This is a genomic window from Ruegeria sp. CDSC081 (genome assembly GCF_059610485.1).
In genome coordinates this window covers 163,414-182,869 of the sequence record NZ_JBXWNS010000009.1, presented here as the reverse complement: position 1 = coordinate 182,869, position 19,456 = coordinate 163,414, and the positions used below count along the sequence as shown (strand labels likewise).

At 57.5% G+C, this 19,456-nt stretch carries 20 protein-coding genes and 1 tRNA gene; 15 read left to right on the top strand and 6 right to left on the bottom strand.

Going from position 1 to position 19,456, the window contains the following annotated elements; genetic code table 11:
* Positions 1 to 218: 218 nt before the first annotated feature.
* Both msrQ and msrP read right to left on the bottom strand, forming a co-directional pair.
* Positions 219 to 842, bottom strand: coding sequence for a protein-methionine-sulfoxide reductase heme-binding subunit MsrQ (gene msrQ, locus AC2FH9_RS16830; protein WP_271951856.1), 624 nt, complete (start codon positions 840 to 842; stop codon positions 219 to 221).
* A gap of 4 nt (positions 843 to 846) precedes the next feature.
* Positions 847 to 1,749 carry a protein-methionine-sulfoxide reductase catalytic subunit MsrP gene (gene msrP, locus AC2FH9_RS16825; RefSeq protein ID WP_282027853.1) on the bottom strand — a complete coding sequence of 301 codons (903 nt, stop codon included), beginning with the start codon at positions 1,747 to 1,749 and terminating at the stop codon, positions 847 to 849.
* Positions 1,750 to 2,006: 257 nt separating this feature from the next.
* On the opposite strand from msrP, the gene AC2FH9_RS16820 reads away from it, so the two are divergent.
* Both AC2FH9_RS16820 and AC2FH9_RS16815 read left to right on the top strand, forming a co-directional pair.
* Positions 2,007 to 2,822 (top strand): cyclase family protein, encoded by an 816-nt coding sequence (locus AC2FH9_RS16820; protein ID WP_496794470.1) that lies wholly within the window; start codon positions 2,007 to 2,009, stop codon positions 2,820 to 2,822.
* A 46-nt stretch (positions 2,823 to 2,868) separates the two neighbouring features.
* Positions 2,869 to 3,492 (top strand): class I SAM-dependent methyltransferase, encoded by a 624-nt coding sequence (locus tag AC2FH9_RS16815; RefSeq protein WP_496872307.1) that lies wholly within the window; start codon positions 2,869 to 2,871, stop codon positions 3,490 to 3,492.
* A 53-nt stretch (positions 3,493 to 3,545) separates the two neighbouring features.
* Here the strand turns inward: AC2FH9_RS16815 and clpB are convergent, their stop codons facing one another.
* Together clpB and AC2FH9_RS16805 are read right to left on the bottom strand one after the other, a co-directional pair.
* On the bottom strand, positions 3,546 to 6,164 hold the full coding sequence (gene clpB, locus AC2FH9_RS16810; protein WP_496872304.1) for an ATP-dependent chaperone ClpB: 2,619 nt from the start codon (positions 6,162 to 6,164) through the stop codon (positions 3,546 to 3,548).
* A gap of 125 nt (positions 6,165 to 6,289) precedes the next feature.
* Positions 6,290 to 6,622 carry a hypothetical protein gene (locus AC2FH9_RS16805; protein WP_142639515.1) on the bottom strand — a complete coding sequence of 111 codons (333 nt, stop codon included), beginning with the start codon at positions 6,620 to 6,622 and terminating at the stop codon, positions 6,290 to 6,292.
* 139 nt (positions 6,623 to 6,761) lie between these two features.
* Between AC2FH9_RS16805 and pyrF the strand changes: the two genes are divergently transcribed.
* Together pyrF and AC2FH9_RS16795 are read left to right on the top strand one after the other, a co-directional pair.
* Entirely contained in the window at positions 6,762 to 7,466 is a 705-nt protein-coding gene (gene pyrF / locus AC2FH9_RS16800) for an orotidine-5'-phosphate decarboxylase (RefSeq protein WP_496872301.1), read from the top strand.
* 359 nt (positions 7,467 to 7,825) lie between these two features.
* Positions 7,826 to 9,079, top strand: a complete 1,254-nt coding sequence (locus AC2FH9_RS16795; protein WP_496872300.1) for a DNA polymerase IV — start codon at positions 7,826 to 7,828, stop codon at positions 9,077 to 9,079.
* A gap of 2 nt (positions 9,080 to 9,081) precedes the next feature.
* Here the strand turns inward: AC2FH9_RS16795 and AC2FH9_RS16790 are convergent, their stop codons facing one another.
* Positions 9,082 to 9,942: an N-formylglutamate amidohydrolase gene (locus AC2FH9_RS16790; RefSeq protein WP_282022428.1), complete on the bottom strand. Its 861-nt coding sequence runs from the start codon at positions 9,940 to 9,942 to the stop codon at positions 9,082 to 9,084.
* A gap of 148 nt (positions 9,943 to 10,090) precedes the next feature.
* Between AC2FH9_RS16790 and AC2FH9_RS16785 the strand changes: the two genes are divergently transcribed.
* The 8 genes from AC2FH9_RS16785 (at position 10,091) to AC2FH9_RS16750 (ending at position 14,497) form a co-directional block, all read left to right on the top strand.
* Positions 10,091 to 10,165 (top strand) — tRNA-Val (locus AC2FH9_RS16785).
* 90 nt (positions 10,166 to 10,255) lie between these two features.
* Positions 10,256 to 10,381, top strand: coding sequence for a type B 50S ribosomal protein L36 (gene ykgO / locus AC2FH9_RS16780; protein ID WP_008562923.1), 126 nt, complete (start codon positions 10,256 to 10,258; stop codon positions 10,379 to 10,381).
* A 185-nt stretch (positions 10,382 to 10,566) separates the two neighbouring features.
* Complete coding sequence (locus AC2FH9_RS16775; protein WP_271951870.1) at positions 10,567 to 10,953, top strand: hypothetical protein; 387 nt, start codon at positions 10,567 to 10,569, stop codon at positions 10,951 to 10,953.
* Positions 10,943 to 11,464 carry a hypothetical protein gene (locus tag AC2FH9_RS16770; protein ID WP_496750447.1) on the top strand — a complete coding sequence of 174 codons (522 nt, stop codon included), beginning with the start codon at positions 10,943 to 10,945 and terminating at the stop codon, positions 11,462 to 11,464. The genes AC2FH9_RS16775 and AC2FH9_RS16770 overlap by 11 nt, the downstream gene beginning before the upstream one ends.
* 20 nt (positions 11,465 to 11,484) lie before the next feature.
* Positions 11,485 to 12,051 (top strand): hypothetical protein, encoded by a 567-nt coding sequence (locus AC2FH9_RS16765; protein ID WP_282022427.1) that lies wholly within the window; start codon positions 11,485 to 11,487, stop codon positions 12,049 to 12,051.
* A 247-nt stretch (positions 12,052 to 12,298) separates the two neighbouring features.
* Entirely contained in the window at positions 12,299 to 13,315 is a 1,017-nt protein-coding gene (locus AC2FH9_RS16760; RefSeq protein WP_496750449.1) for a Fe(3+) ABC transporter substrate-binding protein, read from the top strand.
* Positions 13,316 to 13,427: 112 nt separating this feature from the next.
* On the top strand, positions 13,428 to 13,982 hold the full coding sequence (locus tag AC2FH9_RS16755) for a helix-turn-helix domain-containing protein (protein ID WP_496750450.1): 555 nt from the start codon (positions 13,428 to 13,430) through the stop codon (positions 13,980 to 13,982).
* Positions 13,979 to 14,497, top strand: a complete 519-nt coding sequence (locus tag AC2FH9_RS16750; protein ID WP_496697472.1) for a GNAT family N-acetyltransferase — start codon at positions 13,979 to 13,981, stop codon at positions 14,495 to 14,497. Before AC2FH9_RS16755 ends, AC2FH9_RS16750 begins: the two co-directional genes overlap by 4 nt.
* 8 nt (positions 14,498 to 14,505) lie before the next feature.
* On the opposite strand, the gene xylB is transcribed toward AC2FH9_RS16750, so the two are convergent.
* Positions 14,506 to 15,942, bottom strand: a complete 1,437-nt coding sequence (gene xylB / locus AC2FH9_RS16745) for a xylulokinase (RefSeq protein WP_496872295.1) — start codon at positions 15,940 to 15,942, stop codon at positions 14,506 to 14,508.
* A 114-nt stretch (positions 15,943 to 16,056) separates the two neighbouring features.
* On the opposite strand from xylB, the gene AC2FH9_RS16740 reads away from it, so the two are divergent.
* From AC2FH9_RS16740 to AC2FH9_RS16730, 3 genes are all read left to right on the top strand, one after another.
* A complete protein-coding gene (locus AC2FH9_RS16740; protein WP_271951883.1) occupies positions 16,057 to 17,082 on the top strand; it encodes a LacI family DNA-binding transcriptional regulator in 1,026 nt (341 codons plus the stop codon).
* 92 nt (positions 17,083 to 17,174) lie between these two features.
* Entirely contained in the window at positions 17,175 to 18,476 is a 1,302-nt protein-coding gene (locus AC2FH9_RS16735; protein WP_271951885.1) for an ABC transporter substrate-binding protein, read from the top strand.
* Between the two features lie 107 nt (positions 18,477 to 18,583).
* Entirely contained in the window at positions 18,584 to 19,450 is an 867-nt protein-coding gene (locus AC2FH9_RS16730; protein WP_142639539.1) for a carbohydrate ABC transporter permease, read from the top strand.
* The last annotated feature ends 6 nt before the right edge of the window (positions 19,451 to 19,456 follow it).

Below are 19,456 nucleotides of genomic sequence, written 5' to 3'. Positions count from 1 at the left end.
CAGTGTGTCACAAGCGCCTCAGCAGCGCCGGTGAAGGGGGTTCTAAGCATTACAAACATACACCGCAAGCAGAAAATTCCCGAAACTCTCGAAAATCTTCAAAACAATTATTTACTGAAATAAAACAAATGCTTACAAATAGAACCGCGCCCAAATACGGCGACCAACCGCCAAGATGCGTACGGAAAATTGTGTTTCGCACAGGCTTGCTGGCAGACTCAGGCCGAGTCGGGCGGAATCGCACCTCGGAATCGGCTCATCAGGGTCGAGATCGGTAGGCGCAAAGCAAGCAAAGCCAAAATCACGGACAAATAGATCAAGGGTTCGATCTGAAATCCTTTGGCCTGCATTACATAATGCACGCCCCCCAGAACTGCTGCCGGATAGACCAAACGCTGAAGCGCGCGCCAGCCCGGGCCAAGCTGCCGTACTGAAAAGTTGTTCGACGTCACGGCCAGTGGCAGCGTCAGAACAAATGCCGCCATACCCACAGTTATATAGGGGCGCTTCAGGATGTCCGCCCAGATCTGCCCGGGGGCCTGCACATCCAATACCAGCCAAACCAAAAGATGCAGACTGATATATATAAATGTCAAAACGCCCAGCGCCCGCCTGAACTTGATCAGGTTCACGCCGACAAACCTGCGCAGGGGCGATATAGCCAGAACAACAATCAAAAACTGCAATGCCAGTTTGCCGTACTTATGCTCAAGAGCCTCAATCGGGTCGGCACCCAAACCTCCGGTCAGCCCTTGATAGAACAGCCAGGGTGCCGGCAGGACCCCCAGCAAATAGACGGCCCAAACAGGGATCCGACGGAATATCTGGTTCAGCGCGCTCATACTCTCAATAATGCTTGGACAGATCCATGCCTTCGTAAAGCCCGGCGACCTCGTCCTCGTAGCCATTGAACATGAGCGTCGGGATGCGCTTGGCAAACAGCCCACCGCCGATTTGACGCTCCGAGGCCTGCGACCAGCGCGGGTGATCCACGTTGGGGTTCACGTTACTATAGAAACCATATTCGCGCGGACCGGCCATGTTCCAGCTTGTCGGCGGCTCAACATCTGACACCGTAATGCGCACGATCGACTTGATGGATTTGAACCCGTATTTCCACGGAACCACCAGACGCAACGGTGCGCCGTTCTGGTTCGGGATCGGCCGGCCATAAATACCAGTGGCCATCAGGGTCAGCGGGTGCATTGCTTCGTCCAGCCGAAGACCTTCACGGTACGGCCAGTCCAGAACCGGATACTGAACACCCGGCATTTCATCTGGACGATAAGCGGTTTCAAAGGCCACGTATTTGGCGCCTTCCTGAACACCGGCCATGTTCAGCAGGTCGGCCAGTTCAAACCCGTTCCAAGGGATCACCATCGACCATGCCTCGACACAGCGAAACCGGTATATCCGTTCTTCGACGGTCATTTCGGACAGAATGTCCTTGAAATTGTAATCGCCGGGCTTGTCCACCAGACCGTCAATCTTGATGCTCCACGGCTCAGTAACAAGAGTATAGGCGTATTTTGCAGGATCTTCTTTCCGCGTACCAAACTCGTAATAATTGTTATAACCGGTGATCTCTTCCCAGGTATTCGGCTCCAGCGCCTCTTGCGCGGCTGCCCCCTGCGCCAGCCCTGCCAATCCGACACCCGCCATCCCGGCCATCATCTGGCGCCGGTTCAGAAACGCCGCCCGGGGGGTGACGTCGGCATGTGTCAATGTGTTGGTCCAGCGATGCGCCATCTAAGTCTCCGTCTTCATACATCCTCTGAGGTGAGGTAGTCCGCTGATAGCACAGAGCCAAGGAAACAGGCCTCACGATTGAGCGACCAGTTTGTAACGTATCAGGGGGGGGGTGAGGCTGTTGTCGCGGCACCACCTGTGGTCACCACCTTTACAACGCAGGCCTCAAAAATGCAGGCTGGGCCGCAGGTATTACCAACAAGGGAAAAGATGGACGACCCATCCAACGATTGAAATCCACCAGTGGGAGAAGAAGAATGTGTGACATCTGCGTTATGAATGCCGTCAAAGACAGGATGCTGTCGCGGCGAAATTTCTTCAAGGCCGCTGCGGCCACGGGCGTTGCGGCAGCAACCACCGGAGCGATTGCCCCGGCAGCGTTGGCGGCAGGTCATGGCGGGGTCGAGGACATGACCCATACGCTCAGCCCAGACTTCCCCACCTGGGGAGGGGAGCCGGGCATTTCCGCCGAACAGGCGTTCAACTTCGCGGATCACGGCTTTAACCTGTTCAATCTGTCGATCAACGAACATACCGGCACGCATATAGATGCGCCCCTGCATTTCTCCGCAGATGGCATGTCGGTTGATGAGATCCCGGTGACCGATCTGGTCGCGCCGCTTTGTGTCGTCAATATCGCCGCCCGCGCCGCCGAAGACGCCGACACCCGCGTTACCCCGGACGATCTGAAGGCGTGGATTGCGGCCAACGGAGACATCCCCGACGGCGCTTGCGTGGCGATGCATTCCGGTTGGTCCGGCAAGACCGCCACGGACGGGTTCCGCAATTTCGACGGTGAGGCGCAGCACTATCCCGGGTTTCACGTCGAAGCGGCGCAGATGTTAATGGAAGACACCGGCGCGCGGTCGATTGCGGTGGATACCCTGTCGCTGGATCACGGCATGTCTGCTGATTTCGCCACCCACTATGCCTGGCTGCCCTCGGGTCGGTTTGGCATCGAATGCCTTGCGGGCCTGGATCGGGTTCCGGCCGCGGGGGCCACGCTGGTCATCGGCGCACCGAAACATGCTGGCGGCACCGGAGGTCCGGCACGGATATTCGCGTTGGTCTAAAGCCACGATGCACTAGTGATGCAACATACCTTCAAAGCACGGACCGATGCCCAAACCCATTGCCGAAATCACGCATCGTTACGATACAGCCGCGCCCCGGTGGCGGGACAAGATGCGCGCGCTTGGGTACTATGATGGCTACCTAGAATTCCTGACCTCGGGATTGCCTGTCGCTAACGACGTGACACATGTGGTCGATATTGGGGCTGGCACTGCGTCCTTCGCCGAGGCCTGGGTAGCGGTCCACGGAAAACCGGCCAGGATAACCTTACTTGAACCCAGCGCGGGGATGATCAGGCAAGGCCAAAAGGCTCTGCGGGCGCGGGGGGTCGAACCAGAACTAGCCCAAGGGGTGCTAGGCAATGTCAATCTAGACCCCGTAGGCGTAGCTCTTGCGGCCCATGTGATTGAACATTGCGCAGATCCGTCCCAAGCATTGCAAGACATTCACAGACTGCTGCGCCCGGGTGGTCGCCTGTTTTTGGTGGTATCAAAGCCACATTGGTGTAACGCCATCATCTGGTTGCAATGGCGACATAGAACGTTTCAGCGCGCGGAGATCTTAGAGCTGCTAGATGAAGCAGGTTTTGATTGCGAAACGGTCTATTCTTTCCCATCTGGCCCACCCTCTCGGACAAGCCGGGGGTTAGTCGCAAAAAAACGCGGGTAAATTCAAGAATGGACCCACCAGTCAAGCGGGTCCATTCAACAATCAGTTTAGGTTCAATGCACCACGGCATCATCCGGTCGTGGTCGCTCAGACGTGCCCAGCCGATCGCCTATGATCAGGCCCTCGGCCCCGGCGGTGACCGGAATAGACTCGCCATCCTTGATCTCACCCGCCAGCAGCGCCTCGGCCAGCGGGTTCTGCAAGGCGCGTTGGATCACGCGTTTCAGCGGGCGAGCACCGAAAACCGGGTCATAGCCCTCGTTGGCCAGCCATTCCTTAGCCCCGTCGTCCAGAACCAGCTCGATCTTCCGCGCAGCCAGACGTTTTTGCAGGCGTGCCATTTGGATATCGACAATGCCATCCATATCTTCCCGCTTGAGCCGGTCAAAGATGATCGTCTCGTCCAGACGGTTCAGGAACTCGGGCCGGAAATGCGCCCGGACCGCGTCCATCACATCACGCTTGGCTTGCGCGCTGTCCGCACCTTCGGGCAACTGGCTCAGCGCCTGAGAGCCGAGGTTCGACGTCAGGATGATCAACGTCTGCTTGAAGTCCACGGTACGGCCCTGACCATCGGTCAGAACGCCATCATCCAGAACCTGCAACAGCACGTTGAACACATCCGGATGCGCCTTTTCGACCTCATCGAACAGCACAACCTGATAGGGCCTGCGCCGCACGGCTTCGGTCAGCACGCCGCCTTCGTCATAGCCGACATAGCCCGGAGGCGCACCGATCAGACGGGCAACCGCGTGTTTCTCCATGAACTCGGACATGTCGATGCGCACCATCGCGTTGTCGTCGTCGAACAGGAAGTTCGCCACCGCCTTGGTCAGCTCGGTTTTCCCCACGCCGGTCGGCCCGAGGAACAGGAACGAGCCCAGCGGGCGGCCTTCGTCATTCAGACCGGCCCGCGCACGGCGCACGGCATTTGAAACAGCAGTGACCGCCGCATCCTGACCGATCACGCGTGAATGCAGATCGTCTTCCATCCGCAGCAGCTTTTCGCGCTCGCCTTCCAGCATCTTCGAGGTCGGGATTCCCGTCCAGCGTTCGACAACGCTTGCGATCTGTTCGGGGCGCACCGTCTCCTCGGCCATCATCTGGCTGCTTTCGGCGTTTTCGGCCTCGGTCAGCTTCTTCTCAAGCTCGGGGATGACGCCATAGGACAGCTCACCTGCCTTGGCGAGGTTGCCTTCGCGTTTGGCGATTTCCAGATCGGCCCGTGCCTTGTCGAGCTGTTCCTTCAGATCGCGCGCACCAGCCAGCTTGTCACGTTCGGCTTGCCACTGTGCAGTCATCTCGGCGGATTGCTCCTGCAGATCGGCCAGATCCTTTTGCAAGGTTTCCAGACGATCCTTCGAGGCCGCATCATCCTCAAGCTTCAGCGCCTGTTCCTCGATCTGCATCTGCAGGATCTGGCGATCCAGCTGATCGAGTTCTTCGGGCTTGCTGTCCACTTCCATCCGCAAGCGAGCCGACGCTTCATCGACAAGGTCGATAGCTTTATCGGGCAGGAAGCGATCAGTGATGTAGCGATGCGACAGGGTCGCTGCCGACACCAAAGCCGAGTCAGAGATACGCACACCATGGTGCAACTCGTACTTTTCCTTGATACCGCGCAGGATGCTGATCGTGTCCTCGACAGTCGGTTCCTGAACCACAACCGGCTGGAACCGGCGCGCCAAAGCCGCGTCTTTTTCCACGTATTTGCGATACTCATCCAGCGTGGTGGCACCGATACAATGCAGCTCACCCCGGGCAAGCGCAGGCTTGATCAGGTTGGCAGCATCCATCGCGCCGTCGGATTTGCCCGCGCCAACCAGCGTGTGCATCTCATCAATGAACAAGATGATTTCACCGGCGGCTTCGGTCACTTCGGTCAAAACCGCCTTGAGGCGTTCTTCGAATTCACCACGGTATTTCGCACCTGCGATCAGCGCACCCATGTCGAGCGCGAGCAGTTTTTTATCCTTTAGCGATTCCGGCACATCCCCATTGATGATGCGCAGGGCCATACCTTCGGCAATCGCTGTTTTACCCACGCCGGGCTCGCCGATCAGAACGGGGTTGTTCTTGGTGCGGCGCGACAGAACCTGCATCGAGCGGCGGATTTCCTCATCCCGCCCGATAATCGGGTCGATCTTGCCCTCAGCCGCCGCTTCGGTCAGGTCACGCGCGTATTTCTTGAGCGCATCATAGCCCTCTTCTGCCGAGGCGGTGTCAGCGGTGCGCCCTTTGCGGATGTCATTGATGGCTTCGTTCAGTTTCTGCGCCGTCACCGCGCCATCTTCCAAAGCATCCTTGGCTTTGGATTTCACCATGCACAGCGCCATCAGAATACGTTCAACCGGCACGAAACTATCGCCTGCCTTGGTGGCGATCTTTTCAGCTTCATCCAGAACTTTGGCGGTCTGACCATCCAGATAAACCTGGCCCCCATCGCCGCTGACCTTTGGAATTTTGGCCATGGACGCATCCAGTGCGTTAACGACACGGCTGGGCGCTCCGCCTGCGCGGGTGATCAGATTGCTGGCCAGCCCCTGATCATCGTCCATCAAGGCTTTGAGTATATGTTCAGGGGTCAACCTCTGGTGCCCCTCGCGCATCGCAATCGTTTGCGCTGCCTGCACGAAACCTCGTGCCCGCTCGGTGAACTTGTTCAAGTCCATATTTTGCTCCTTCTCTAAGCGCCCGGTTTTGACGCGCCCGCCTGGCAGCGCGCGTCGGTCTGGGCCTCACATTCAATCTGGGAAATATCTTGCCCGGTTCAAGGGGTCTGCCAACAGAATCCAACCTACCGACGCGGCACAGAATAAACTGTATACCCCCCAGTTTTCGCGACAGAACGCGCACCGTACATATCGACAAGCGATTGCGCCGCATCGCTGCCCGTCGGGCAGGAAACCAGATCGGCGGCGTCATCCAGAAAATCCACGGTAAAGGCGGATTCCCCCGTAACCTGACAGTCATCATCCATCGAACGATAACCGCCAATCAGCCGGAGGTTGTCGTTTGTCGGAGACCTCAGGACTGTATCAGCAGCCTCTTTTTCCAGCGCCATGTCCTGACACCCGGCCAGCATCAGCCCCGCGCAGATTGCGATAGTGGGTTTCGTAAACTGTCTCATTCCGAATTCCGTCCCAGTTGCACAACGCGATAATAGCACAGTCGGAAACCTCTGCCGTGATCTGAATCACGCAAGGCGCGCATGGACAGATGCGCACGAAACCGTTAGGACGCAGACGTTTGCCAAAAAGGAGCCCCCAATGTCCGATGACCGCCTGATTGTAGCCCTTGATGTCCCCAACGCCCTGGACGGTCTGGCCTTGGCCGAGCGGCTGGGGGACAGTGTCTCATTCTACAAGATCGGTCTGGGAATGCTGACAGGGGGCGGGCTAGCCCTGGCGAACGAGTTAAAGCAGGATCAGGGCAAGCGCATCTTTCTGGACATGAAACTGTTCGACATTGGCAATACGGTGGAAAATGCGGTGCGCGGTCTGGCACAGTTCGATTTGGATTTCCTGACCGTACATGGTGACCCGCACGTGGTGCGGGCCGCCAAAGAGGGTGCGTCTGGCAAAGACCTCAAGATCCTGGCCGTAACCATCCTGACCTCGTTGAACCGGGATGATCTGGATGCCAGCCTGCTGAAAGCAGGCGATGTCCAGGACCTGGTTGTCGAACGCGCTGCCAAAGCGTTGGAGGCGGGTGCCGATGGCGTCATCGCAAGCCCGCAAGAGGCCGCGCTGATCCGTGCCCTGCCCCAAGCCGAAAACCGCTTGATCGTGACACCCGGCGTTCGGCCCGCCGGTGCCGCGTTGGGTGATCAGAAACGGGTCGCAACCCCGGCAACTGCCATCGGTGACGGCGCTGATCACATCGTAGTGGGACGCCCAATCTATCAGGCGCAAGACCCTAAAGCCGCCGCAGAAGCGGTGCTTGCAGAGTTAAATTCCTTATCCCGACACTAGGGCAATCCGGCTAAATCAGGCAAAATTATTGCAAGAATAACCCGCAAACAGTTGACCTAAGGTCACTTTTCGCCCGATCCGCGCCAAATCGTCCCTGTGCCCCAAAACACACATGCAAAACACGAGTTTCCACTGTGTGAACTGGGTTCTATCGAAAAATTCGATTTTGAGAGATTCTAAGTAGGTGATACTCCCCGCGGACCATCTCTTCCTGAGGTCCGTCACCTCCCCCCGCCACTTTGCGGGGGGCCTTCTTTTGGCAGATCTGGTTCCTACCCTCACTGTGCGGGTTTTGCCCGTGGCATGCGAATGATATAGTCACCGAACCTTACGGACCGCATGGAAGACGGGAAAAGAAAATGCCCGGCCTCTGCCGAGATTGCCTGACAGAACTGACGAAGGAACGCCGCTGCCCGGACTGCGGCAGCCCGCGCGTCAAAACGCATCCTGAATTGTTTGACCTGTCCATCGCACATATGGATTGCGATGCCTTCTACGCCTCTGTCGAAAAACGGGACAATCCGGAGCTGGCCGACAAACCCGTCATTATCGGGGGCGGCAAGCGCGGTGTTGTGTCTACGGCTTGTTATGTCGCCCGGATTCGCGGCGTCCGTTCGGCAATGCCGATGTTCAAGGCGTTGCAACTATGCCCCGACGCTGTCGTGATCAAACCGCGCATGTCGGTCTATGCCGAGGCTTCGCGCCAAATCAGGTCGATGATGGACGAGCTGACGCCGATTGTTGAACCGCTTTCCCTGGACGAAGCGTTCATGGACCTATCCGGCACGCAACGTCTGCACGGTGCGCCTCCCGCCGTGATGCTGGCGCGGCTGGTCAAGCGGATGAAGGATGAACTGGGACTGACCGGGTCAATCGGGCTGTCACATAACAAGTTTCTGGCCAAGGTCGCATCCGATCTGGACAAGCCGCGCGGATTTTCGGTGATCGGCAAGGAAGAGACATCCGCGTTTCTGAACGACAAGCCCGTGCGCCTGATCTGGGGCATAGGCCCTGCGGCGCAGGAATCGCTGGACCGTGCAGGCATACGCTTGTTCTCGGACCTACTGCGCTGGGATCAAGAGGATCTGACCGCGCGGTTTGGCTCCATGGGCTACCGGCTGTGGCATCTGGCCCGCGGTCAGGACAAGCGCCGGGTTTCGGCACATGAACCGATGAAGTCCATCAGCAACGAAACGACCTTTTTTGAAGATACGGCCAATGCCGACATTCTGGATGGGCACCTTTGGCGGATGGCCGAAAAAGTCTCGGACCGGGCCAAAGCCAAAGAACTGGCGGGGCGGGTTGTGACGCTCAAGCTGAAACGGGCCAATCACAAACTCATTACGCGACGCGTTTCTCTTCGCGATGCCACGCAGATCGCCGATCGGATCTATCGCACAGCAAGGGCGCTGTTCGATCAGGTTGGTGATCAGGGCCCCTATCGGCTGTTGGGGTGTGGCCTGTCGGATCTGTGCCCCGAGGATCAGGCGGATATTTCAGGGGATCTGCTGGATCCGGATGCCTCGCGCAGATCGCAGGCCGAACGCGCCACGGATGAGATTCGCCGCCGCTTTGGGACGGATGCCATCGTCAAAGGACGTGCCCTGCGCTGAGGTTATTCGGCTGCAAGCTGCAGCGGCTCAGGCCCGATCCGCGCAATATCCATGATGATTTCGCCCAGGGTCTCTTTGAAGGCAGCGAAATTGTCATTCGGCTCGATCCTGCTTTCATCCATATACAGGGATCTGTCGATCTCGATCTGTACAGCATGCTGGTGGCGGCTGGGGCGTCCATAGGTCTGGGTCACATAGGCCCCGGCAAACGGCGTATTTCGGGCCACGCTCAGACCCGCCGAGACGAAAGCGGCCTCTATCTGTTCGACGACCTCTGGCGCTGCAGAGGCACCGAACCGATCCCCTAGCACGATCTCGGGACGTCTGGAATTGACTGTGGACGCAAGGGCCACGGCTTCGTGCGGCATCGAATGACAGTCGATCAGAATCGCCTGCCCGAATTCCTGATGCGATTCTGCCAGCAACGATTTGATCCGGGCATGATAGGGGCGCCAACAGGTATCGATTCGCAGACGCGCCTCATCCATGGTCAGCTTACCGCGATAGATTTCTCGACCATTGGCGACCACACGCGGAATCACCCCAAGCCCGGACGCTACCCGCGGGTTATGACCTTGGCGGCGCGCGCCCTGAATAAGGGCTGGATCCAGCTCTTCTGCGCTGCGGTTCAGATCGACATAGGCGCGTGGCATCATCGCCGAAATCAGTGGCGCACCATGGTCCGCCGCTGATGAAAACAACTGATCCACAAAAGCATCCTCGGAAGAACGAATCACATCTTGGCTGAGAACCGACCGCTTCATCAGCCCATTTGGATAGTTTCGACCGCTATGCGGAGAGGAAAAAACCACACAGGACGTGCGCTTGGCAGGCATATCCAGTAGGTAAGCAGCGTTTTGCATGGCGACTCCTTGTTCGCACCAAACATAGACCGGAAAATAGTTCTACCAAACCCCTTGAACCCTTTTGCGACTCCTTTTATAGACCCCGCTACCGGCGCGGGGTTCCGCGCCCCATTTCGTTATGGGGTTGGCCACGCGACGGTTTCATGGGCGGTTAGCTCAGCGGTAGAGCACTTCGTTGACATCGAAGGGGTCACAAGTTCGATCCTTGTACCGCCCACCATGAACTCACTGCTTCGGATTTCCGGGGCACCCGCAAACCCAGGCGCTGGCCACGTCCTTGATGAAGGCGCCGCAGATTGGAGACAGACCCATGAAGGTCAAGAACTCGCTCCGCTCGCTCAAGAACCGGCACCGTGATTGCCGGGTTGTGCGTCGCAAAGGCCGCGTCTACGTGATCAACAAGACGCAGCGTCGGTTCAAAGCTCGTCAGGGCTAAGAACTGCACATACTGAATTCAAAGAACCGCGCCTTCGGGTGCGGTTTTTTTTGTCCGGCATTTCAACCAGATGTAATGCGGACGGAACTGCAGGAATTCGCTCAGAAAGTTCGGTTCTGAGATTCAACGTTGTGATAGGACGATCTCGTGCTACGCTTTCCGTGATTTTATGACGGGAGGTCGGATTGGCCAACGATGATCTGGACAAGATATTCGGAACAACTCTGACCGACATGGTAGCCGATATAGGCCGCAGTGTGGCCCAGGCGGCCGAACAGCTTAGCATTGATCAGCTGAAAGCGCTGAAGAACTATCCCCAGGAACTGCGCGATCTTGGCATCCCGCCGGTCTTTTATCACATGCAGGATGTCGATGTGGAACTGAAGGTTGTCATGGAGATGAGCAGTTCCACCGAAGAAGGCCAACGCAGCAGGATTGGCACCTTTATTTTTGGCCCGAAGCTGACTCAGACAGACACGCTCGATTCCAAAAGCGCGTCCACGATGCGAATGCGTTTCGCGCCCGGTCCCGTAGATGAGAGCAGATCTTTGGATGGCAATGATGGCAACTAAGAAAGTCAAAGCCCCCAAAAGAGCGCCCATAGATGTCCGCGTCACCGAGATGCCCGAGGCATTCACCACTCTGCTTCAGTCACTTGAAAACCGCATGACGGCAATGGAGGCGCGCGAAGTCGCGCTGCTCGAGACGATCAACGACCTGCAAGAACGGATCGACGATCTGGAAGAAGGCAGCGGCGGCATGTTGATGGGCGCGGGTAACCCGGTGATGAACCCGATGGCCGAGGGCCGCGCGACAATGGGAGCGGACGATCCTGACACACAGGTCGTCAACGCGCAGGAATTCTCGCAAGCCCTGGGTGAACAGATCCTCGCCGGGTCTGATGGCAGCAGTGATTTCACCATCGACAACGTCAAAGTCGAAGCGGTTGTTGGGTTGGGTCAGGACGGCACCAAAGCCCAAATCGCGACGAATGCCCGAAAGCAGGCGATCAGCCAGAACGCATCCAAAGTCACTTTTTCCGTCAGGAGGCGGACCGCCACGCAAATTATTGAGAAAGACTGAATTAACAGAGGAGATTGGAAATGAGTATCGGGCAGGAACTGCTAAACGTCCCGTTTGCGGAAATGGTTCAAAAGCTTGCGCTTTCCGTTGCCGAGTCGCAGACCGAGTTGGATCGACATTCTACAGATGTCGCCAAATATATGGCCGATCAGAAGATCCAGCTTCCGGACCTGTCCAACCCCAATGGCCCCCCCAAAGAATTCAGTTTGGTTTCCATGGGCTTTCTACCCGCATTCTACGCGGTGCAAGAAGCCGAAATTGAGGTCAAAATGGCGATCTCAATGACCAAGCAAACCGAAAAAGCGGGCAGCGCTTCGGTCAAAGGTGGTTGGGGCCCTGTCGCAGCGCAAGTCAATGCCAGCTATTCCTCGCGCTATGCGTACAGCCAAGAAGGCGCAAGCAGGCTGACCATCAAACTGGCCCCGGCCGATCCGCCGGTCTTGCTGCAGAAATATATGGAAGCTGTCACACAGGTCATGCTGAAAAAAGAACCGGTGTTGACCGACGATCCAGACCCTGAGCCGGCCCCCGCACCTGTCCCGGACCCGTCTCCGACTGAACCTGAAAAAAGACAGAGAAAGCGCTAAGCAGCATCTCTCGATCTTTCAGTTCTTAAATCAACACGACTAGGCCAGCCATGACGGCGTAGCCAGGATGGGCTTTGCCGACCCTCAGGCCCCGCTGTGCTGTACCACTTGGTCGGGGCCGGCGACATGTTGGCGGTGATTTGACCAACTAATTTTGTCGGAATTTCTTGCATCCCTCTGAGAATCGTTTAATTGACCATTTCAGTCGGGTTATTACCCGCGCCGATTTTCAATGTTGGGACACATGATGCTGAAATCCTCTACCTGCGTTGCCGCCGCCCTGACGGCCCTGATCGCGACCTCTGCCGCTGCCGAGGGCGAACTGAACCTTTATTCTTCGCGCCACTACGACACTGACGAACGCCTCTATTCCGATTTCGAAGAGGCCACCGGTATAACCATCAACCGCATCGAAGGCAAAGCGGACGAGCTGATTGCCCGGATGGAAGCCGAGGGCGCGAACTCACCCGCAGATATCTTGCTGACCGTTGATACCTCGCGTCTGGCGCGTGCCAAGAACGCGGGTATCCTGCAGCCGGTCGAAAGCGCAGTTCTGGAAGAACGTATCCCCGCTAACCTGCAAGACGAAGACAACCAGTGGTATGGCTTTTCGCAGCGCGCACGGATCATCTTCTTTGACAAGGTCGATGTGACCAACCCGCCCGCGTCTTATCTGGATCTGGCCAAGCCCGAATACAAAGGTTTGGTCTGCATCCGGTCGTCCAGCAACACCTATAACCAGACCCTGCTGGCCTCGATCATCACAAACCACGGCGCGGAAACCGCCAAGACCTGGGCCGAAGGCATGGTCGCGAACATGGCGCGCGAACCGCAAGGCGGCGACACTGACCAGCTGCGCGGCATTGTTTCGGGTGAATGCGAGATCGCCGTTTCGAACTCCTACTACTTTGCCCGTGCAATGCGTAAAGACGTCAAAGGCCTGAGCGCTGAGATTGACATGATCGGCGTCCAGTTCCCGGCGCAAGAAGCCGAAGGCGCGCACATGAACCTGTCCGGTGCCGGCGTGGCCGCAAATGCCCCGAACAAGGACAACGCGATCAAGTTCCTAGAATACCTCGCCAGCGATCAGGCGCAGGTCTATTTCTCGAACGGCAATGACGAATTCCCGGCGGTCGAAGGCGTCGCCCTTGCGGATAACGTGGCAGCGCTGGGTGAGTTCAAAGCCGACGAGATCAACCTGTCCGAGGTCGCCAAAAACATCCCCGAGGCACAGAAGATCTTTAACGAGGCCGGCTGGAAGTAATCTTTCATTCTATCGAGCAGAAGGGCGCAGTTTTCTGCGCCCTTTTTCTATTGTGAAGTTATGTTTTCCAGTCAATAATCTCATATACGAAAATGATTCCCATATACGAGCTATGCCTGATATCCTATCCGACCGCCTTGCAAACCACCTGAATCAACTTCGCCAAACGCGGAGATGGTCGCTGGATCAGTTGGCGGAACACAGCGGTGTCAGCCGGGCCTCTCTGTCGCGCTTGGAAAAGGGGGATGTCAGCCCCACCGCGGAAACTCTGGGCCGGTTATGTGCGGCCTATGGGCTGCCGATGTCGCGTCTATTGATGATGGTCGAGGACAGTTTCGCCCCCCGCGTTCCCTTCGAAAACCAACCCGAATGGCGCGACCCCGAAACCGGCTTTACCCGCCGATCCGTCTCCCCTCCGGCCGTGGGTCTTGGCGGAGAGGTCATGGAAGGCCATCTGCCCCCAGGCGTTGTGATCACCTATGACACGCCGCCAAAACACGGGCAGGAGCATCACCTGATCATGCTGGACGGTGGCCTGACCCTGACCGTGGATGGAACCGCGCATCATCTGACGAGCGGGGATTGCCTGCGCTATCACCTGTCTGGCCCGACACGGTTCGAAACCCAAGCCGACCGAGGTGCTCGGTACCTGATGGTGCTGATATGATCTTACGACTGGCGGCCAATGATCTGAACCAAGCCCTGAACGATCTGACAGAGATACTGCACGCCTGCGTGCATGACGGGGCGAGTATCGGGTTCATTCAGCCATTTCCGTCGGGTGACGCGCTGCGCTATTGGCAGTCCCATGTCTGGCCAAACATCCAGTCCGGCGCGGCCGAGATATTCGTCTATCGTGATGGCGAACGGATTGTCGGCACCGCACAGCTGGTGCCTGCCGCGATACCCAACCAAACGCATCGCGCCGACGTGTCCAAGCTGCTTGTTCATCCCCGCGCGCGACGGCGGGGCATTGGGCGGGCGCTTATGGCGGCGGTTGAGGCGCGGGCACGCGAACTGGGGCGGTCCCTTTTGGTGCTGGACACGCGCAGCACGGACCCGTCGCTCCTCCTCTATCAAAGCCTTGGGTTTGAAATTGCCGGAGAGATTCCGAACTACTGCCGCAGCCCGGAAAATGATCGGCTGGAACCAACAACCTTCATGTTCAAAGACCTTAGCTGAGAGGGCGATCAGTCCACGGTGCTAACGGCAGTATAAAGCCGCCGAAACCGCCCCAGGCGTTCAAATAACGCATGCATTTCTACAGGCTCGAACCTGTCCGTCGTCGCAGGTTGCTCGGCCAGATCAGCTATGGTCAGCGCACCCTCAGCACAGGCCGCCAGCCGGGCGGCGCCATAGGCCGGGCCGGACTCCGCCCCCACTGAACGCACTATGGGCTTCTCGGTTACAGCTGAAATCAGACCCAGCAACAGATCAGATCGACTGCCCCCGCCAATCGCTGCAAGCTCTGGCAAACTGTCAATGGTGTCGCCAAAACTCTGTGCCGCATCAGCAAAACAAAAGGCGATTGCCTCGACCACCGAGCGGCAGATCTCGGCACGCGTTGTAGCGTCCTCAAGGCCAAAGAAACAGGCTCGAATATGCGGGTCCCCCAGGGGGCTGCGCTCACCTGTCAGATAGGGCAGGAAAATGGGCACGCGATCACCGCTGACGGTTTCAGCAAGCCCGACAACCTCGGCAGCGGACAGCCCCAGCTGATCACCAATCCACGAAATGGGCCTTGCCCCGTTCAGCATCGCCGCCATTTGATACCAGCGGTCGGGCAATGTATGCGCAAACGCATGGACATAGCGTTCGGGGTTGGGCTTGTATTTACGATCCGCAACAAACAACTGACCGGATGTCCCCAACGAGATAAACCCACGTCCAGGTTCAGTTGCGCCCAATGACACCGCACCGGTTGCCGCATCCCCTCCCCCGGCCACGACAGGCACGCCGGAGTTCAATCCGGTCTCAGCTGCAGCTTGCGCTGTCACTGCGCCAACAACAGTGTGGCCGTCGAAGACCTGCGGCAGCCAATCCACCGCAACATCCGTCGCTTCGGCCAGTCTGGCATCCCAACGACGCGCGGCCTGATCCAGCCACATCGTCCCGGCAGCGTCTGAGGTATCCGTCGCCAGCTCACCATGCAGGCGGAACCCGACATAGTCCTTGGGCAGCAGGATATGGGCAAGACGCGCATAATTGTCAGGCTCGTGCCGTTTCAGCCAGGCAATCTTGGGGGCCGTAAAGCCGGGCAAAGGCAAGACGCCTGCGATGTGACCAACTTGCGGCTGTGCCCCGCGAATGTCGTCGCATTCGCTGACCGCGCGGCTGTCATTCCACAGAATCGCCGGACGGATAGGGCATTGGTCGCGGTCCAACAGCACGGCCCCGTGCATCTGCCCCGACAATCCGACTGCTTTCACATCCGACAGGGAGATTTCGCCAGCAAGCAGGCCCAACGCATCGCGCGTCGCCTGCCACCAAATCTCCGGGTTCTGCTCGGACCAGCCGGGCTGTGGCGACGACGTCCCGATGCCGACTGACGAGGTCGCAAGAATTCGGCCGGCATCCGCGCAGAGGAGTTTGACCGCTGACGTTCCGATGTCGATCCCAAGATACATTCACACCCCTTGCCTTGCATAATTCCGATATCACCGGCCAGGCTATTGATTTTTTTTGCGCGCGCAAAGAATATGTAAAATTATGATAAGATCAAGGTGGACGAACAGACTGGCATGACGAAGATCAGGAACATGGAAGAGTTTGCGGCCCTCAGCGGCATCTCTCGGCCCACCGTATCGAAGTATTTTCAGGATCCGGACAGCGTTCGACCCACAACACGGCTCCGCATCGAAGAGGCGCTTGAGCGCTTCGACTATCGCCCCAACATCTATGCGGTGAACCAGAACCGAAAGCTGACCAAGAATATCGGCATCGTGGTTCCCTATCTTGCCGATCCGTTCTTTGCCGAAATCGCGCGCTATCTGGAACAAAGCTGTATTGCTGCGGGGTATCGCCCGTCGCTGTTCAGCTCGCATGGTGATCCCAAGCTGGAAATCGAAATTCTCGACGGGTTGAAATCCATGAAGCCTGCTGGAGTGCTGCTGGCGCCCTTGGGGCGCACCTCGGATCGGTCAGCGATCGAGAAGTTTTGCGCCAATGTGCCGACCGTCCTGTTTGACAGTAATCTCGAAGGCCTGGGCGCGGCCTTTATCGGGTCGGACAATTTCAGTTTCGTCTCACAAACCGTCGAATACATGACCCGCACCGGCGAACCGCCGTCATTTTTTGAGATGCGAACGCCAGCGAACCCCAATGCTAATAAGCGGCGCCACGCCTATATTGAAGTGATGGAACAGCTCGGCTTTGAACCACATGTCATTAGTATCGACGGCCAGGGTTGGGCATTTGAAGAGATTGGCAAACATGGAGCCGCCGGAGTTCTGGAGCGGCAAGAGCTGAAAACGGATTCGGTTTTATGCAGCAACGACCGCCTGGCAATCGGGTTTCTTTCGGCATGTTACGAACAAGGGATTCGGGTCGGTCGCAAGAAAGACTGCGCGTTGCGGGTCGCTTCAAACGATGACCATCCCTTCTCAAGGTTTACCTGCCCGTCTTTGACAACGGCCGCCCATGACTACGACAATGTAGCGGGGCGCAGCGTCGAAACTCTCTTTGAACTCATTGAAAATGGAGGGAAATTTAACGAGAGGACGGAAACACTGTTTCCTGCACGACTTGTTTTGCGAGACTCCGCATGATCAAAAATTAACGCGCGTAAAGTTTTTATTGACGCCGCGACAATTTTCCCCTTACCCTGTCCAAACAACATCCAAGCTCAGGGAGGACAAGGATGTATCTCAAGAACGCACTTCGTGCGGCGACAGCAATGACTTTCGTCGCCACGGCAGCAGCCCAAGCGGATACCTTAACAATAGCGACCGTGAACAACGGCGACATGATCCGGATGCAGGGCTATACCGATAAATTCACCGAAGCGACCGGCATCGATGTCGAGTGGGTTACGTTGGAAGAAAACGTGCTGCGCCAGCGCGTGACAACGGATATCACCACCAAAGGTGGCCAATTCGACATCATGACCATCGGTATGTACGAGACGCCGATCTGGGGCGCGAACGGCTGGTTGGTTCCCCTAGACGGGCTGTCGGATGAATACGACGTAGGTGACATCCTGCCCGCCATGTCAGGCGGCCTTAGCCATGATGGAACGCTCTACGCGGCTCCGTTCTACGGCGAAAGCTCGATGATCATGTATCGCACTGACCTGATGGAAAAAGCGGGTATGGAAATGCCGGATGCTCCGACTTGGGAGTTCATCCGCGAAGCGGCTGCTGCGATGACCGATCGCGACGCCGATATCAACGGTATCTGCCTGCGCGGCAAGGCCGGTTGGGGCGAAGGCGGTGCTTTCATCACAGCGATGTCCAATTCCTTTGGTGCGCGCTGGTTTGATGAAGATTGGAAGCCGCAGTTCGATCAGCCTGAATGGGCTGACACGTTGAACTTCTACGTAGGTATGATGAACGAGTCCGGCCCCGCAGGTTACGCCACTAACGGATTTAACGAAAACCTGTCGTTGTTCCAGCAGGGCAAATGCGGCATGTGGATCGACGCAACGGTCGCGGCTTCTTTCGTGACCAACCCGACAGACTCGACAGTCGCGGATAGCGTTGGCTTTGCACTTGCACCCGACACTGGGCTTGGCAAGCGCTCGAATTGGTTGTGGGCGTGGGCTCTGGCAATACCGGCTGGTACGGAACAGGCAGACTCGGCCAAACAGTTCATCGAGTGGGCGACATCCAAAGACTACATCGAACTCGTAGCCGAAAACGAAGGCTGGGCCAACGTGCCTCCGGGCGCACGTACGTCGCTGTACGAAAATCCGGATTATCAGGCGGTTCCGTTCGCCAAGATGACATTGGACTCGATCCTGTCGGCTGATCCGAACAATCCGACTGTAAAGCCAGTGCCTTACGTTGGTATTCAGTTTGCAGCGATCCCGGAATTCGCAGGTATCGCCACGCAGGTGAGCCAGGAGTTCTCGGCAGTTTATGCCGGGCAGCAAACGGTAGAAGAAGCTCTTGCCAAAGCGCAAGCCTTCACTGCCGAAGAAATGGAAGCCGCAGGCTACTAAGGCCTCCTTCCCAGCGGGTGGACAGAGGTCTGTCCCCCGCTTCACCCTTCCACAACTCGCGTTTTTCTCGCAGGCTGAGCTATGCCTGAACAGAGAGGTTTTGCGTCATGGCTACTCAACATTCCCGATCAGTTGCACGCCTGATGATGGCACCTGCAGTGATCCTGCTTCTTGGCTGGATGCTCGTGCCTCTGACGATGACGCTGTATTTTTCCTTCAAGAAATACCTGCCCCTGCGCGGCGGTGATCTGGGATGGGTCGGCTTGGACAACTACGTCCGGTTCGTCTCCTCCAGTTCCTTCTGGCCCGCGGTTCAGGCCACGCTGATGATCGTCGGCGGCGTGCTTGCCATCACGGTCGTTCTGGGCATCCTTCTGGCAATGCTGCTGGATCAGCCGATGTGGGGCCAAGGCGTTGTCCGCATCCTAGTGATCGCACCGTTCTTTGTGATGCCGACCGTTTCCGCATTGGTCTGGAAGAACATGTTCATGGACCCGGTCAATGGCCTGCTGGCCCATTTGTGGCGCTTTTTCGGGGCTGAGCCAGTTTCCTGGCTATCCGAGGCGTCGATGACGTCAATCATCATGATCGTATCGTGGCAATGGCTGCCGTTTGCGACGCTGATCTTGCTGACTGCGATCCAGTCGCTGGACAGTGAACAGTTGGAGGCCGCAGAAATGGACGGCGCGCCACCGCTCAAGCGCTTTTACCATATCATCCTGCCGCATCTAAGCCGCGCGATTACCATCGTGATCCTGATCCAGACCATTTTCCTGCTGTCAATCTTCGCCGAAATCTTCGTAACCACCGGCGGCGCCTTCGGCACCCGTACACTCACCTACCTGATCTTCCAGCGCGTGCTAGAGGGCCAGAACGTCGGCCTTGGATCAGCCGGAGGTGTCTATGCAATCATCCTTGCCAATATCGTTGCGATCTTCCTGATGCGCATCGTCGGCAAGAACCTGGACGCGTGAGGAGGT

Bases quoted from the DNA above. Each gene is read 5' to 3' on its own strand.
- AC2FH9_RS16770 (WP_496750447.1), top strand. From the start codon at position 10,943: ATGGCAACTAAGAAAGTCAAAGCCCCCAAAAGAGCGCCCATAGATGTC.
- clpB (WP_496872304.1), bottom strand. From the start codon at position 6,164: ATGGACTTGAACAAGTTCACCGAGCGGGCACGAGGTTTCGTGCAGGCA.
- AC2FH9_RS16815 (WP_496872307.1), top strand. From the start codon at position 2,869: ATGCCCAAACCCATTGCCGAAATCACGCATCGTTACGATACAGCCGCG.
- AC2FH9_RS16755 (WP_496750450.1), top strand. From the start codon at position 13,428: ATGCCTGATATCCTATCCGACCGCCTTGCAAACCACCTGAATCAACTT.
- ykgO (WP_008562923.1), top strand. From the start codon at position 10,256: ATGAAGGTCAAGAACTCGCTCCGCTCGCTCAAGAACCGGCACCGTGAT.
- pyrF (WP_496872301.1), top strand. From the start codon at position 6,762: ATGTCCGATGACCGCCTGATTGTAGCCCTTGATGTCCCCAACGCCCTG.
- xylB (WP_496872295.1), bottom strand. From the start codon at position 15,942: ATGTATCTTGGGATCGACATCGGAACGTCAGCGGTCAAACTCCTCTGC.
- AC2FH9_RS16740 (WP_271951883.1), top strand. From the start codon at position 16,057: ATGACGAAGATCAGGAACATGGAAGAGTTTGCGGCCCTCAGCGGCATC.
- AC2FH9_RS16795 (WP_496872300.1), top strand. From the start codon at position 7,826: ATGCCCGGCCTCTGCCGAGATTGCCTGACAGAACTGACGAAGGAACGC.
- AC2FH9_RS16730 (WP_142639539.1), top strand. From the start codon at position 18,584: ATGGCTACTCAACATTCCCGATCAGTTGCACGCCTGATGATGGCACCT.
- msrQ (WP_271951856.1), bottom strand. From the start codon at position 842: ATGAGCGCGCTGAACCAGATATTCCGTCGGATCCCTGTTTGGGCCGTC.
- AC2FH9_RS16750 (WP_496697472.1), top strand. From the start codon at position 13,979: ATGATCTTACGACTGGCGGCCAATGATCTGAACCAAGCCCTGAACGAT.
- AC2FH9_RS16805 (WP_142639515.1), bottom strand. From the start codon at position 6,622: ATGAGACAGTTTACGAAACCCACTATCGCAATCTGCGCGGGGCTGATG.
- AC2FH9_RS16760 (WP_496750449.1), top strand. From the start codon at position 12,299: ATGCTGAAATCCTCTACCTGCGTTGCCGCCGCCCTGACGGCCCTGATC.
- msrP (WP_282027853.1), bottom strand. From the start codon at position 1,749: ATGGCGCATCGCTGGACCAACACATTGACACATGCCGACGTCACCCCC.
- AC2FH9_RS16790 (WP_282022428.1), bottom strand. From the start codon at position 9,942: ATGCAAAACGCTGCTTACCTACTGGATATGCCTGCCAAGCGCACGTCC.
- AC2FH9_RS16820 (WP_496794470.1), top strand. From the start codon at position 2,007: ATGTGTGACATCTGCGTTATGAATGCCGTCAAAGACAGGATGCTGTCG.
- AC2FH9_RS16735 (WP_271951885.1), top strand. From the start codon at position 17,175: ATGTATCTCAAGAACGCACTTCGTGCGGCGACAGCAATGACTTTCGTC.
- AC2FH9_RS16765 (WP_282022427.1), top strand. From the start codon at position 11,485: ATGAGTATCGGGCAGGAACTGCTAAACGTCCCGTTTGCGGAAATGGTT.